Source organism: Streptomyces sp. NPDC048623 (assembly GCF_040650755.1).
Classification (GTDB): Bacteria; Actinomycetota; Actinomycetes; order Streptomycetales; family Streptomycetaceae; genus Streptomyces.
Map to the genome: position 1 here is coordinate 80255 of NZ_JBEZHV010000012.1, position 13287 is coordinate 93541.

The 13287-nt window shown below is 65.4% G+C and carries 14 protein-coding genes; 13 read left to right on the top strand and 1 reads right to left on the bottom strand.

Annotation, left to right across the window (positions count from 1 at the left end):
• The first annotated feature begins 11 nt into the window (after positions 1-11).
• The 9 genes from AB0C73_RS19100 (at position 12) to AB0C73_RS19140 (ending at position 7606) form a co-directional block, all read left to right on the top strand.
• Complete coding sequence (locus AB0C73_RS19100; protein ID WP_362531186.1) at positions 12-494, top strand: P27 family phage terminase small subunit; 483 nt, start codon at positions 12-14, stop codon at positions 492-494.
• Positions 469-2172 (top strand): terminase TerL endonuclease subunit, encoded by a 1704-nt coding sequence (locus AB0C73_RS19105; RefSeq protein ID WP_362531188.1) that lies wholly within the window; start codon positions 469-471, stop codon positions 2170-2172. Before AB0C73_RS19100 ends, AB0C73_RS19105 begins: the two co-directional genes overlap by 26 nt.
• 55 nt (positions 2173-2227) lie before the next feature.
• On the top strand, positions 2228-3658 hold the full coding sequence (locus AB0C73_RS19110; protein ID WP_362531191.1) for a phage portal protein: 1431 nt from the start codon (positions 2228-2230) through the stop codon (positions 3656-3658).
• A gap of 41 nt (positions 3659-3699) precedes the next feature.
• A complete protein-coding gene (locus AB0C73_RS19115; protein ID WP_362531193.1) occupies positions 3700-4638 on the top strand; it encodes a hypothetical protein in 939 nt (312 codons plus the stop codon).
• Between the two features lie 9 nt (positions 4639-4647).
• A complete protein-coding gene (locus AB0C73_RS19120) occupies positions 4648-5253 on the top strand; it encodes a hypothetical protein (RefSeq protein ID WP_362531195.1) in 606 nt (201 codons plus the stop codon).
• Between the two features lie 79 nt (positions 5254-5332).
• Entirely contained in the window at positions 5333-6289 is a 957-nt protein-coding gene (locus AB0C73_RS19125; protein ID WP_362531196.1) for a major capsid protein, read from the top strand.
• A gap of 194 nt (positions 6290-6483) precedes the next feature.
• Positions 6484-7017: a hypothetical protein gene (locus tag AB0C73_RS19130; protein WP_362531198.1), complete on the top strand. Its 534-nt coding sequence runs from the start codon at positions 6484-6486 to the stop codon at positions 7015-7017.
• Positions 7014-7358, top strand: a complete 345-nt coding sequence (locus AB0C73_RS19135) for a hypothetical protein (RefSeq protein WP_362531201.1) — start codon at positions 7014-7016, stop codon at positions 7356-7358. The genes AB0C73_RS19130 and AB0C73_RS19135 overlap by 4 nt, the downstream gene beginning before the upstream one ends.
• Positions 7358-7606 carry a hypothetical protein gene (locus AB0C73_RS19140; RefSeq protein WP_362531202.1) on the top strand — a complete coding sequence of 83 codons (249 nt, stop codon included), beginning with the start codon at positions 7358-7360 and terminating at the stop codon, positions 7604-7606. Before AB0C73_RS19135 ends, AB0C73_RS19140 begins: the two co-directional genes overlap by 1 nt.
• A gap of 398 nt (positions 7607-8004) precedes the next feature.
• On the opposite strand, the gene AB0C73_RS19145 is transcribed toward AB0C73_RS19140, so the two are convergent.
• A complete protein-coding gene (locus tag AB0C73_RS19145) occupies positions 8005-8580 on the bottom strand; it encodes a hypothetical protein (protein ID WP_362531205.1) in 576 nt (191 codons plus the stop codon).
• 69 nt (positions 8581-8649) lie between these two features.
• Here AB0C73_RS19145 and AB0C73_RS19150 point away from each other — a divergent pair, with 69 nt between their 5' ends.
• The 4 genes from AB0C73_RS19150 to AB0C73_RS19165 all read left to right on the top strand — a co-directional run bounded on the left by AB0C73_RS19150 (position 8650) and on the right by AB0C73_RS19165 (position 13204).
• On the top strand, positions 8650-9213 hold the full coding sequence (locus AB0C73_RS19150) for a hypothetical protein (RefSeq protein ID WP_362531208.1): 564 nt from the start codon (positions 8650-8652) through the stop codon (positions 9211-9213).
• A 30-nt stretch (positions 9214-9243) separates the two neighbouring features.
• A complete protein-coding gene (locus AB0C73_RS19155) occupies positions 9244-9558 on the top strand; it encodes a hypothetical protein (RefSeq protein ID WP_362531209.1) in 315 nt (104 codons plus the stop codon).
• Between the two features lie 388 nt (positions 9559-9946).
• On the top strand, positions 9947-12343 hold the full coding sequence (locus AB0C73_RS19160) for a phage tail tape measure protein (RefSeq protein ID WP_362531211.1): 2397 nt from the start codon (positions 9947-9949) through the stop codon (positions 12341-12343).
• A 6-nt stretch (positions 12344-12349) separates the two neighbouring features.
• Positions 12350-13204, top strand: coding sequence for a hypothetical protein (locus AB0C73_RS19165; RefSeq protein ID WP_362531213.1), 855 nt, complete (start codon positions 12350-12352; stop codon positions 13202-13204).
• The last annotated feature ends 83 nt before the right edge of the window (positions 13205-13287 follow it).

Below are 13287 nucleotides of genomic sequence, written 5' to 3' on the forward strand. Positions count from 1 at the left end.
GGTGGTGAAGCATGGCCGTTCCGGGTCAGAAGCCCAAGCCTCATATTCAAGCGGTGCGCGAGGGCACGTTTCGCGCCGACCGGCACAGCGAGGGTGCGCGCTTCGCCCCTGCCGAGCCGATCGAACCGGACTGGGACGAGCTGTTGCCGGGCGACTCCGCCGAGGACGTGCGGGGGAAGGCTCGCGACGTGTGGCGCCGGACGATTCCCGCCCTGGTGGTGGCAGCCGGCTTGACCGACTCGCAGCGTGAAACGGCCATTGAGTACTGCCTGACGGTGGCTCGGCTCTGGCAGGCAGAGCGGGAGCTCTCCCGCACGGGGCTGGTAGTCGAGACAGATCGCGGGAACGTGAAATCGCCGTGGGTGACGATTGCCCACCAGTACCGGAGTCACTTCCGCTCGCTGGTGGGTGAGCTTGGGCTCTCGCCCGCGTCGGCAACCCGGATCACCCCGCCGGACTTTGGTGGGGATGATGACGGAGACGTATTCGATTGACGGTCTTCCCGTACCGCTGGACGCGCTGCGCGAACTCGGGCTCTCCGAGGACGAGATAGCCGACGCTTGCCGCTCTCGCCCCCTGGTGGTCGCAGCGCAAGCCGCGGACGCTTCGGGCGCGTACTTCGATGTGTCCGCCGCTCGGCGAGCCGTGGACGCAATCCAGTCGTTCAAGCACACGAAGGGGCGTTGGGGTAACTCACGGCTCAAACTCTCGCCGTGGCAGATCGTTTGGGTAATCGCCCCCATCTTCGGATGGCTCGCGTATGACCCGGAGCTGGGCCGAGCGGTCCGCGTGATCCGCTCGGCGTGGATCGAGGTTCCGCGCAAGAACGGCAAGTCCACACTTTCATCCGGTATCGGTCTGGTGCTATTGCTCGCCGACCGCGAGATCGGTGCAGAGGTGTACGCGGCTGCCGGCTCGCTCCCACAGGCAGAACGCGTCTTCGATGACGCTAAGCGTATGGCGCTCACTTCCCGTGCTGTACGGGGGCGTGTAGAGGTTCTGCGGGGCCTTATCCGAGTCCCGCGTACGGGCGGTCTCTTTCGGGCCCTCTCGAAGATCGCCGAGACCGCCCACGGCTTGAACGTGTCCGGCGCGATTGTGGATGAGGTGCACGTGCACAAACGGCGTGACCTTATCGACGCGATCGAGACCGGCACCGGTGCCCGGGATCAGCCACTAGTCATTTTCATTACGACGGCGGATGAGGGTACCGAGGGCAGCATTTACGACGAGAAACACACGTACACGCGCCGCTGTGCGGACAACGTGGTTTCGGACCCCGGGCATTACGGGGTCATCTGGGCTGCCGAGGAGAGGGACGATCCTTTCGCAGAGGGCACGTGGCGTAAGGCGAATCCGGGGCTTGGTGCGTCTCCCTCGCTCGCGTACATGCGGCGTGAGGCGAACAAAGCCAAGAGCACTCCGAGTTACTTCGCAACGTTCTGCCGCCTGTCTCTCAACAGGCGTATGCGGGCCGCTTCGCGGTGGCTGCCGCTCTCGCTGTGGGACGAGAACGACGGAACGGTGAACGACAAGGTTTTTCGGTATCGGCGGGCGTGGGGCGGGGTCGACCTTTCTGCGGTGTCCGATCTCTCGGCGTGGGTCCTTGCGGTTGAATCCCGTGTGCCCGGTGTCGAGTTGGAACTAGTGGCTCGCTTCTGGCTGCCCGAGGAGAGGGCCGACGAGCTGGAGCAACAGCTACAGGTGCCTATCCGGCAGTGGGCCCGCGAGGGGCTGATCACGCTTACCGAGGGCGACGCGATCGACTATGGCGCCATCGAGAAACAGATAGTCGCGGACTGTCGCCGGCTGGACGTACAGCGCATCAGCTATGACCGCATGTTTGCGGGGCAGCTCGTCCAGCGCATCGAGAACCGGACCCGCGGTGTCGACGTTGTCCCGGTCGCGCAGACCTACCTTGGAATGTCCCCTGGCTGCAAGGAACTTGAACGGCTGCTACGCGAGGGCCGAATACGACACGGCGGTAACCCCGTGCTCCGCTGGAACGCCTCCGTGGTCGAGGTGTACCGCGACGGCAACGACAACATGCGCCCGGTCAAGCCGGACCGCGGAAAGTCTTCCGCCCGCATCGATGGGATAGCCGCTGCCGTCATGGCGCTTGACGGCTACGTGCGTCGACCGCTCAAACGCCCTCGCGCCGCTAGCGCATAGACCGCCCCGTACGGGATCAGCCGGCCGGGGCTTTTTCATGCCCGAAGGGGGGAGCATGGCGGAGACTCCGCTACAGATGACGGTCCGGCTCCGCGCGAAGATCGAGCGACGGAAGAACGAGACGCGGAAGTGGTCCGACGCGTACGAGGGAAAGCAACCCCTGCTGTTCGCGTCACCCGAGTTCAGCGCGCAGACCGGCGGACTGTTCGAGGAATTTTCCGATAACTGGTGTGCGACCGTCCCGGATGCCACGGTGGAACGGCTTATGCCGCTCGGATTCCGGCTGGAAGACGGGACGGTGGACCAGGCTGCCGCTACGGCGTGGCGGAAGTCCGAGTGCGACGTAGAGATCGGCCTAGCGCTTCTGGAAGCGCTCATCACGGGCCGCTCGTACGCGCTGGTGTGGAAGCCGGACGGGATCAATACCGAGATCACGTTTGAGCACGCGGCAAACGCGATCGTCGAGTATGTGCCTGGTCGTCGCCGGCTGCGCGCTGCGGGGCTGAAAGCGTGGCGGGACGGGGAGTGGGAGTTTGCCACTCTCTTCACTCCTGACATGGTGTACCGGTGGCAGCGTCGGGGCCGCAGTGATGTGTGGACCGGACGTACTGTGGGACTGTCCCGCGGCGAGCCCTCGCATATCACGAATCCTCTCGGGGTCGTCCCGCTGGTGGAACTGCCCAACCGGGGCCGACTTCATGGAAAGCCGCGCTCCGAGCTGGTGACCGTGCTCCCGCTACAGGATGCGGTGAACACGCTGTGGGCGCACATGATGACTGCTTCGGATGGTCTCGCGCTGCCCGCTCGCGCAATCCTCGGGATGGATCGGCCCGTTCGGGAGATCATCGACCCCGAGTCCGGCGAAGTCGTCGGCGAGGAAGACGAGCCGATTGGACAGTTCCGGTCGGACCGGCTGCTGTGGCTGGAGAAGGAAGGCGCATCGATCGCCGAATTCTCCGCCGCCGATCTCGACAACTACTTGCGCGTTATCACCAAGGCAGTCGAGCACATTGCGGCGCAGACCCGCACGCCCGCTACGTACCTAAGTGGGCAGCTCATCAACGTGAGTGCGGATGCCCTCGCCGCATCGGAAGCCGGTCTAGTGGCCAAAGTGACCGAGCGGCAACGGCAGTTCGGTGCGGCGCTGCGGGAAGTGATGCGGCTGGAAGCCCTCGCGGCCGGCGAGCGGGGACGGGCTGAATCCCTCGCGCTCGGCACGGTGATTTGGCGGGACCCGCAGTTCCGTTCGGACTCCCAGTATTCGGATGCGCTCGTCAAGCTCAAGTCCATTGGCGTACCGGACGAAGCTCTGTGGGAGCGGATTCCGGGTGTTACCCCGGATGAGATCGCCCGGTGGAAGTCCATGCGCGACGACCAGGCGGCAGCGATTCTCGGCGGCAACGTGGCCGCGCTGTACGGGCCGAAGCCGGTCGAGGACGACCAGGGCGAGGACGAGCCCGCGGACGAGCTGCCGGACGCCGCGTAGTGGCTGACTCCGGAACGCTCGCACAGGCTCGGTACGCGGAGGTGCAGAGCATCACGCGGGGCGTGGTCGAGGCGGTGCAAGCGCTGTGGCGCGACGTGACCCCGGACCGCATCCTGTCCGCCATGTCCGGTGAGACAGGGCGGGCGATCCTCGCAGCCGTGACCGCGGGGCAGATCACCGCAGCGGCGGGTGCACAGGCATTCGTCACGGCATCGGTGCTCGCGCAGGGTGCGGCAGCCGGCCCGGTCGGTCTGCTGGCCCCGGGCGCCCTCGCGGGAGTCGCCGCGGATGCTCGTCCGCTTGCCACTCTGCTCTATGTACCGGCGATCAGTACGGCACAGGCTCTGGCCGGCGGGGCATCCGCGGAAGCGGCCTCCCTGGTGGGGCTGAACCAAATGGCTCTGTTGGTGTCGACCACGGTTGCCGACACGGCGCGTGCGGCTACGTCGGTCGCCATGGCTGCCGAGCCCCGGTGTGTGTCCTACGTCCGCGTGGTGCGGCTGCCCGCGTGTGCCCGGTGCATCATCCTCGCCGGCCGGACGTACAGCTACTCCACGGGCTTTCGTCGGCATCCGCGCTGTGACTGCGGCATGGAGCCGATGACGGATGCCGAGTGGCGAGCGAGCAAGTCCCCCGAGGAACTGTTCGCCGAGATGAGTCCCGAGGACCAGCGCAAGCGGCTCGGGGCTGCGGGGGTCAAGGCTCTGGAAGCCGGGGCCGATCTCGGGCAGCTCGTCAACGCGCGCCGAGGAATGGCGATGGCGACGACGAGCCGGGGGCCGATGCGGGTCACCACGGAGGGGACGACGAAGCGCGGCATCGGCGGCAAAGCGCTGCGGTCCGGATTCGAGAAAGAGTCCGGTAAGCGGTACATGCGCGCCAAGGAAGCCCGGCTCATGCCCGAGACGATTTTCAAACTTGCTGGCGACAGCCGAGAGCACCAAATAGCGATGCTCCGGAAACACGGCTACATCACATAAGGGGGACTCATGCCCAACAACCCGAACCCGAATCCCAACCCGACCGGCCCGGAGCCGAAGCCGAAGCCGGGCGAGGGCGCCCCGAAGCAGGGCGGCAACCCGCCCGAGGGCGCACCGGGCGTGAAGCCGGGCGAGAGCGGCAGCGACTCTGCGGCCGAACTGACTGCCGAGCGTGCTGCCCGCAGTGCCGCAGAGAAGCGCGCTACGGACGCCGAAGCCGAAGCCGCGCGGCTCCGCCGGTCGAATGCGGCGACCAGAGGCACCGACCTTGACGCGATGCGCGAGGAGATCCGGGCCGACTTCATGGGGCAGCTCGTCCGCGCGGAGCTGCGGGCGGCAGCAACCGGCAAGCTCCGTGACCCGGCGGACGCGCTCGCCCTGGTCGACCTTGACGGGTTCACCGGCACGGCCGGCGACGTGGACGCCGCGGCAATCGCTGCCGCAGTGGACCAGCTCGTCAAGGACAAGCCGTATCTCGCCGCGGAGTCGACGCCGCCGGGCTCGGCCCCGTGGGGTGACGTGGGCTCGGGGCAGCGCGGCAGCACGGACCCGAAGGACGAGCCCGCCGCGTCGCCGCTCGATCGTCTGCGGGACGCGTACAGCACTGCCGAGTAGTCCGTACCACTCACACAGACCGAGGGACACACGAAACCGTGCGTCCCTTTTTTCATGCCCAAAATCAGGGGGATAGCACATGGCGCTTTCGCTCGCCGAGTCCGCGAAGCTCAGCACCACCAATCTTCAGCGCGGTGTCATCGAGACTTTCGTACAGGAATCGTCCATCCTGGACCGTATTCCGCTCATGTCCATTGAGGGCAACTCGTACAGCTACAACGAGGAGTCCACGCTTCCGGGCGTCGCTTTCCGTAGCGTAAATGAGGGTTACACCGAGTCCACGGGAACCGTGAATCAGAAGTCCGAGAGTCTTGTCATTCTCGGCGGTGACGCGGACGTGGACCGATTCATCGTCAAGACCCGCGGCAACCTGAATGACCAGCGCGCCATTCAGACCCGCATGAAGGTCAAGGCTGCGGCATATAAGTTTCAGGACCACTTTTTTAACGGCGACGTGGCGACGGAGCCCAAGGGCTTTGACGGTCTGCGTAAGAGGCTCACCGGCTCGCAGGTTCTTTCCGCGGGCGCGAACGGTGCTCCGATCGTCGGCAACGGTGGCTCCGATGCCCACGCGTTCTTTGATCTGCTGGACGGTCTCGTGGGCTCCGTCCCGGGCCTGAGCAGCACCAACGGTGCCATCTACGCCAATCGCCAGGTGATCGCCAAGATCAAGTCAGCGGCTCGCCGGCTCGGCGGCTACGAGATGGTCCGTGAGGCTCTTACCGGAAAGCTCGTCGCGACGTACAACGGTATTCCTCTGCTCGATCCGGGCCAGACTGCCGCAGGCGCGGACATCCTTCCGCAGAGCGAGACGCAGGGCACGGCCACCGACGCGTCCAGCATTTACGCAGTTCGCTTCGGCCAGACCGAGGACGACCAGGCCGTGACCGGTCTCACCAATGGCGGGGTCATGGTGGACGATCTCGGGCAGCTCGAAACCAAGCCGGCCTACCGCACTCGGATTGAGTTCTACTGCGGGCTCGCCGTATTCGGCGGTAAGGCTGCGGCTCGCCTTAACGGCGTTCTCGCCAAGTAATCGGAAGGGGTACGGAATTGCCGCCGCGTAAGCGTGCAGCGTCCGCCCCTCAGATTCCGCACACGGATAGGTGCGACACCCCAACCCGAGTCGAAAGCTTTCCGGCTATCGACTCGGGCGGGGCTGCGCGGACCGTGACGCGGTGTCTGGCGTGCGGCGCACAGACAGTCAAGTAACAAGGGGAGGTAACGCGAATGGCACTCCCCGCACTGGCCACCGTGGACCAGCTTGCCGCGTGGTTGCAGCGTGAGCCGGCCGAGCTGCCCGAGGGCGCCGCTCTGGTCCTCGATGTGGCGTCCGCGGTGGTCCGCCGGGAAGCCCGGCAGAGCTTTACCCGCGGGACCAGCTCGGTCACGCTCTACCCGAATGCCGGGTGGGTGGTGCTGCCACAGCGTCCCGTGATCTCCGTGCAGTCGGTCCACCAGGGCGGGCAGCTCGTCCCGCCGGACCGGTGGCAGCTCGTCCGTGACCGGCTCGCCGTGGACGACGACCAGGCCGTGAGCGTCACCTACGCCCACGGCTACGCGTACGTGCCCGGGGACGTGCTCGGCGTGGTGCTCACCCTCGCCGGCCGAGCGCTCACGAACCCGTCCGACCTACGGCAGGAATCCGTGGGCTCGGTCTCGGTGACCTACTCGGCCGAAACCATCGGGGCATCCCTCGCCCCCGCGGACCGGGACCTACTCGCCCGCTACCGGCGACGTGTCGCGGTGGTGAGGCTCCGGTGAGCGTCCACTACACACAGACCGTCGTCGTGCTCAGGGCCCCGTACGTGGTCGACCGGTACGGCAACGAGACCAGTGAACGGGACTGGGCGGCAGCGACCAGGACGACCGTCCGCCGCGTGTCCGTGCAGCCCGACGTATCCGCCGAGGACACCGGGGACCGGCCCGTGGTCGTCACCGGGTGGCGCTTGACCACGCGCCGCGGGGTCGACGTCGACCTACAGCCCGGGGACCGCGTGGTGGCACTCGGCCGGCTGCTCGACGTGGACGGCGACGTGGCGCGCTGGACGCTCTCGGGCCGACACCACCACACCGAAGCACGCCTGAAGGAGGTGATCGGCTGATGCGCTTCCGCCCGAACCGAGTCGGGATCACCTCCCTGATGAAGTCGGACGAAGCCGGGGCCGAAGTCCGCCGAATCGCCGAGCGCATCGCATCCGCCGCGGAGTCGACCACGGGGGGCGACTTCCGGACCGACTCGGCATTGCGCGCCCACCGATGGCGTGCTGCCGTGATCGGCGACTACTCGCGGCACAACGCTGCCGAGCGCACGCGGCGGGCTCTGCTCGGCGGGATGGACGGTGCCGAGTGAGCACCCGCCCCGTGGTCGTCATGCCGGACGCGGTGGCCGTGTTCACGGGCTATCTCCGGTCCGCCCTCGCGGCAGCCGGCGAGCCCGTCCCCGTGGTTTCCCGCATCCCGTCTCCGCGGCCCGCTCGGTTCGTCCGGGTGGAACGTGTCGGGGGTACACGAGTGACCCCGGTATCCGACCGGCCCCGGCTCGATGTCCACGCATGGGCCGACACCGAAGCCGCCGCCGCTGATCTCGCCGAGCTGGTCCGCGCCTTGGTCCACGTCATCCCCGGAGTTCGGGACGGGGTCACGATCTACACCGTGCGCGAAGTCGGGGGCCCGCAGTGGCTACCCGACCCCGAGTCAGGCTCTCCCCGATACGCGTTCGCCGTGGAAATCCACATGCGCGGGCGGATTCTATCTGCCTAATCTCGCGCTTCCGTCGTCCTCAAGAGCAGCTTGAGCAAGTCGCTCAAATTCACCCACTTTCTCTTCGAAAGCAGTCGCAGAGTTTTGTACAAACATGAGAGCCTCATGGCGGTCTCTTCTGTCGCTCTCACTCATCACGACACCCTGAGTTTCAAGCATTCCCATCACGATAAACACACGCGCCTCGCGTGAGACCTCGCTCGCTAGCTCTTCCAATTTCTGTGCGGCCATGCCCACTTGATCAGGACCCGACAGGACAACGTCAAGACGGGCTCCCTGTAGCGCTTTCCAAGCTGTTTGCAATTCTTGAGAGAATTGATCCGTCACGACATGGCTCGATTCGCGGTGACCGACGGAACGCTTCACCAAGTCCCGCACGGTATATGCGGCACTCGCGAACTCTCGGTAATGGGATTGCCGGGACTGAAGCCGCTCCTTTCGATGCTGGGATCGAGCAGTAATACGGGCAACCTCCCGTTGCGCCCAACCTGCTGCTACTGCGGCACCGGTTGTTGCCACTGCGCCCGCCAATGCGCCAAGTACGGCGGCCAATCCTGCGTCCATGGGCGCACATCGTACAGCCGCACGCGTTGCGTTGCGGCGACTACCCGAGACCTAACTAGGGGGACCTCCATGTCTCTTAGCGCCAACGCGGTTCGCGTTGCTGTGACCGGTGCCGCATACGTGGCACCGCCCAAGACCACGGTTCCGACCGATTCGGAATCCACATGGAATGCCGCTTTCACGGATATCGGTTGGATCTCCGATGACGGCATTACCGAGTCCAACTCTTCCGACTCTTCCGAGATCAAGGGTTGGCAGGGCGGGCAGACCGTCCGCAAGGTGATCAGCTCGTCCGAGATGACGTTTTCCTTTACCGCCATCGAGACGAGCAAGACCGTGCTTGAGCTCTACCACAAGGGCTCAAAGGTGATCACCACGACCGGTAAGTCCGTGCTTGCCGTAAAGGCCCCGGGGCCGGACCGCCGGACTTTCGGATTCGACGTCATCGACGGTGACGCACATATCCGCATCGTGATCCCGGACGGTGAAGTCACCGAGACCGGAGACATTACTTACAAGGGCGACGAAGCCATTGCGTACGAGCTGACCGTTACGGCCTATCCGGGCCCGGACGGCACGGTGGCTTTCAAGTACAGCAATGACCCCGCGTGGTCTGCCACGCCGCCCACCTAATCCGTATACGACAATTCTTCAGGGGGAACCATGACTACTTCCGCTTTCGACCTTGACGTATGGGTTAAGGAATCTCGCCGCGAGCCGTTCCGCTTCACCGTGTCCGGTCATCTCTTTGAGATGCCGTCGGCCGGCGAGCTGGACAAGTCCATTCTCCGCAAGGTGAATGTGGACAACCCGTCCGCGCAGGACATTGACACTCTCCTGTGCGCCGGTCTCGGTACTGAGTGGCCGATCTTCGAGGAAATTCCGCTGCCGCTCGGCGCCCTCGGAGAGCTTTTCCGGCGCTGGCAGGCGCACGAGGGTGTTCCGCTGGGGGAATCGTCGGCCTCTGCCGGCTCCTGAGTGAGCACGGAGAGGCCATCGAAGCGGACCTAGCGCGCTACTACCACGCCGATATCCGGGACCTTTTCCGGACCGGCTCGCGGCTTACGTGGCGACGGGTGCGGGCGCTGGTGGCCCATCTGCCCGCGGACTCCGCGCTAGGGCGCGCACTGGCCGGCGAGGACTCGGCTTGGACACTGGAGACGCAGCTACTCGCAGCGCTGCACGACCGGCTAGCGGAGGCGAATTGGCAGCGCGCGAACGAGGGGGCCAAGAACCCGTCCCGTCGCCCAACTCCCATTCCCCGCCCTGGTGTTCGCCCCGAACGAATCGGCGGCACCGAGAGGGACCCGCGCGAAGTCGCCGCGTATCTCGCCCGGTTGCAGCCTGCCCCGGGGGGTGATGGCTAGTGGCCGTGGAAGTCGGCATGGGGTACGTGTCGATCGTCCCCGAAGTCCAGGGCTTCGCCGAGGAACTACAGCGGCAGGTGACCGGTCCCGCCGAGGGTGCGGGGCAGGATGCGGGCGGGGCGGCCGGCGAGGGCTTCACCGGGACAATGGGCGGAGTCCTGAAAGGCTCGCTCGTCGCCGTTGGTATCGCTGCCGCTGCGGTGCTCGCCAAGGGTTTCATGGATGCCCTTGACCAAACCCGTATCGACGGCCGAATACAGGCGTCCCTAGGCAGCACCCCCGCACAGGCGAAACGCTACGGCGAAGCCGCGGGGCAGCTCTACGCGCACGGTGTCACGGAGTCCGTGGAGGATGCCGCATCGGCAATCTCGGGTGTCATGCGCTCGGGCATCCTCCCGCCGGATGCGACCAACGCCCAGATTGAAGAGATCACAGGAAAGGTTTCCAACCTTTCCGACGTCTTCGAACTGGACTTGGGTCAGACCAGTAATGCCGTTGGCCAGATTCTCAAAAACGGGCTTGCCAAGGACGGGTCGGAAGCGCTCGACATTCTGACTGCCGGAATGCAAAGGATGGGTCCCCGCGCCGATGACATGGCGGACACATTCAACGAATACAGCACCAAGTTCCGTGATCTCGGATTGTCTGCCGCGGACGCTATGGGGCTTATGTCCCAGGGTCTCAAGGCAGGCGCCCGAGACACGGATACCGTAGCCGATGCTCTGAAGGAATTTCAGATCAGGGCGACGGACGGCAGTAAGGCGAGTGCGGAAGCGTACAAGGCTATCGGGCTCGATGCCGAGGAGATGACCAAGAAGATTGCCGCGGGTGGCCCCGGAGCCCGCGAGGGTCTGCAACAGGTCCTTGACGGACTGAAAGCCATTAAGGACCCTGCCGAGCGGAGCGCGGCAAGCGTCGGACTTTTCGGAACGAAGAGCGAGGATTTGGGTCAGGCTCTTTATGCGCTGGACCCGAAGACCGCCGTAAAGGCACTCGGGGACACCGCGGGCGCCGCCGGCAAAATGGGTGACGCGCTGCACAACAATGCGTCGACCAAGGTCGAGCAGTTCAAGCGGATGCTAGAAGTCGGCGTAACAAATTTCATCGGGAACAACGTGCTCCCGCCGCTGATCTCGCTTGCGTCCACCGTCGGTGGCGTTCTCGGCCCCGCTCTCGGCACCGCTAAGACGGTGGTCGGGGGGTTCTTCGGGGCGTTCGCTTCGGGGGCCGGCGGGCAGTCGATTGCCGGTCTCGGGCAAACCGTGCTCGGGCTCGGGACGACGATCCGGGACACCCTCGCCCCGAGCGTGTCCGCCCTCGGGCAGCTCTTCGTTACGACGGTGCTTCCAGCGCTGCAAAGTGTCTGGACAACCGTTTCCACGCAGTTGTTCCCTGCTTTCATGACGCTGTACGGGGCGATCTACAGTGCGCTTACGCCGATTCTGACGGCGCTTGCCCGGATCTTCACCGAGACGATCATTCCTGCCGCTATGCGGATCTACGCGGTGATCCTGGAGAACGTACAGCCGATCTTTTCGGCGCTCTCCGAGTTCATCACGACCCGTGTTGTTCCGGCGGTTCAGATGATCGGCGGCAAGCTGTCCGAGCTGGTGCAGAAAGCACAGCCCGTGATCTCGGTGGTGACCACGATTGTTACGTGGCTTGCACAGTTCGGCGCGAAGATCCTGGGTGCCGTTATTCCGGTCATCATCCGACTCGCCGGCCCGATCTTCTCCGCGCTGTTCTCGGCAATCGGAACAGCGATCGGGTGGATTGGCGACATCATCGGATTCGTCGGCCGGATGGGTCAGTCGTTCGTCGACAGTGTGCGAGCGGTGGCCGACTTCGCCAAGAACGCCAAGGCGAAGTTTGATGAATTCGTCAAATGGATGCGCGATCTGCCCGGCAAGATAACCCGTTCACTCGGCGACTTCGGGAATCTGCTCGGTCGCATGGGCGGCGATCTCGTCCGGGGCCTCTGGAACGGTGTTTCACAGCTCACCGGATGGCTCAAGGACAAGCTCTACGGGTGGGCCAAGTCCGCCATTCCGGGGCCGATCGCTTCGGCGCTCGGGATCAATTCCCCCTCACGGCTCATGCGGGACGCAATCGGCCGGTGGATTCCGCCGGGCGTGGTCGACGGAATCGATAGGACACAACACGTGCTCGACGCACGGCTACGGGCCATGGTGACCGTGCCGCGCATCGACACCGCGCGGGCAGCGGGCCGGGTCAGTCCGTCGCACAGCGTCGCCGAATTCGCCGCCGGCTGGTGGGGGGAAATGCGGCGTGCGCTCGCCGAGCGCGAGGACCGGCGCGAAATCGTCCTCAATGTCGGGGCGCAGGAAATCGCACGTGCCGTGGCGGCAGGAAATAGACAGATAGCTAGGAGGTGATCCCGGATGTGGATCGGAGCACCCGGCAGCCTTCGGCAAATCCGGGACGGCGCAAAGACCTTTGACCGTAGCCCCGACGTCGGAGTAGCAGAATTCCGCTCTCTGGCCGGCGGGGTCACCACGTGGGCACCGTCGCTGATCACACGCCGCTACAAGATCGCGTGGGAAGCGATGACCCCCGAGGATGCCAACCACATTGACGGGCTCGCCCGCCAAGTGGCGTACATGGGGCCCCTGGTGGTCCTGGACCCGCTCGCATCCAATCTCCTGACCGGGCGCCAATCCCGCGGAAAGGGAGTGGCCACACAGTGGGGCTATAACACGTCGGAAGTCACGATGGTTGCGATCAACGCTCCGCCGGTAAGCCAGGTGGCTTATGTGACCGCGCTCCCTGCTAGCGGGGCAACGGAAATCGTGTGGCTGAATCCGTCGTGGTACGGCTACCCCGTTCCCGGCGGACAGCCCGTGACGTGGTGGCCTTACACCTTTTCGTATAGCCCGGCTGCTCCTGCCGTGGAGGGGTTCTATCTGCACTGGTACAACTCGGCGAACACGCTTGTCAGTTCATCCATGCAAGCCGATCCCTCGCGGCCCCTGGTCGCTTCCCCGCCCGCCGGTGCCGTATTCGTGCGGCCTGCCGTCCGGCTCAAAGCAACGGGGTTCTACTCCCTCGGACAGTCGGTCCTTTCCCTCGGGGATGCTTCTGCGGCTCTGCTCGCGGCGGTTTCCTCGCTACCGGTTGGCGAGGGAAGCCCGGGTTTCAGCATTACGGGATACCGGAATGTGGCAACACCGGGTAACGGGGCCTACCGGGATATCGGGCTTGACCTTGTGGAGGTGACCAGTAGTGCAGTCGGCTAGCCCCGCTCTTACGGCTGCTCTCGCCCTCGGGCAGCGCTCTGCCGCTCACGTGCTGCGGCTCGGCGGGCGGGACGTGTCGGGAC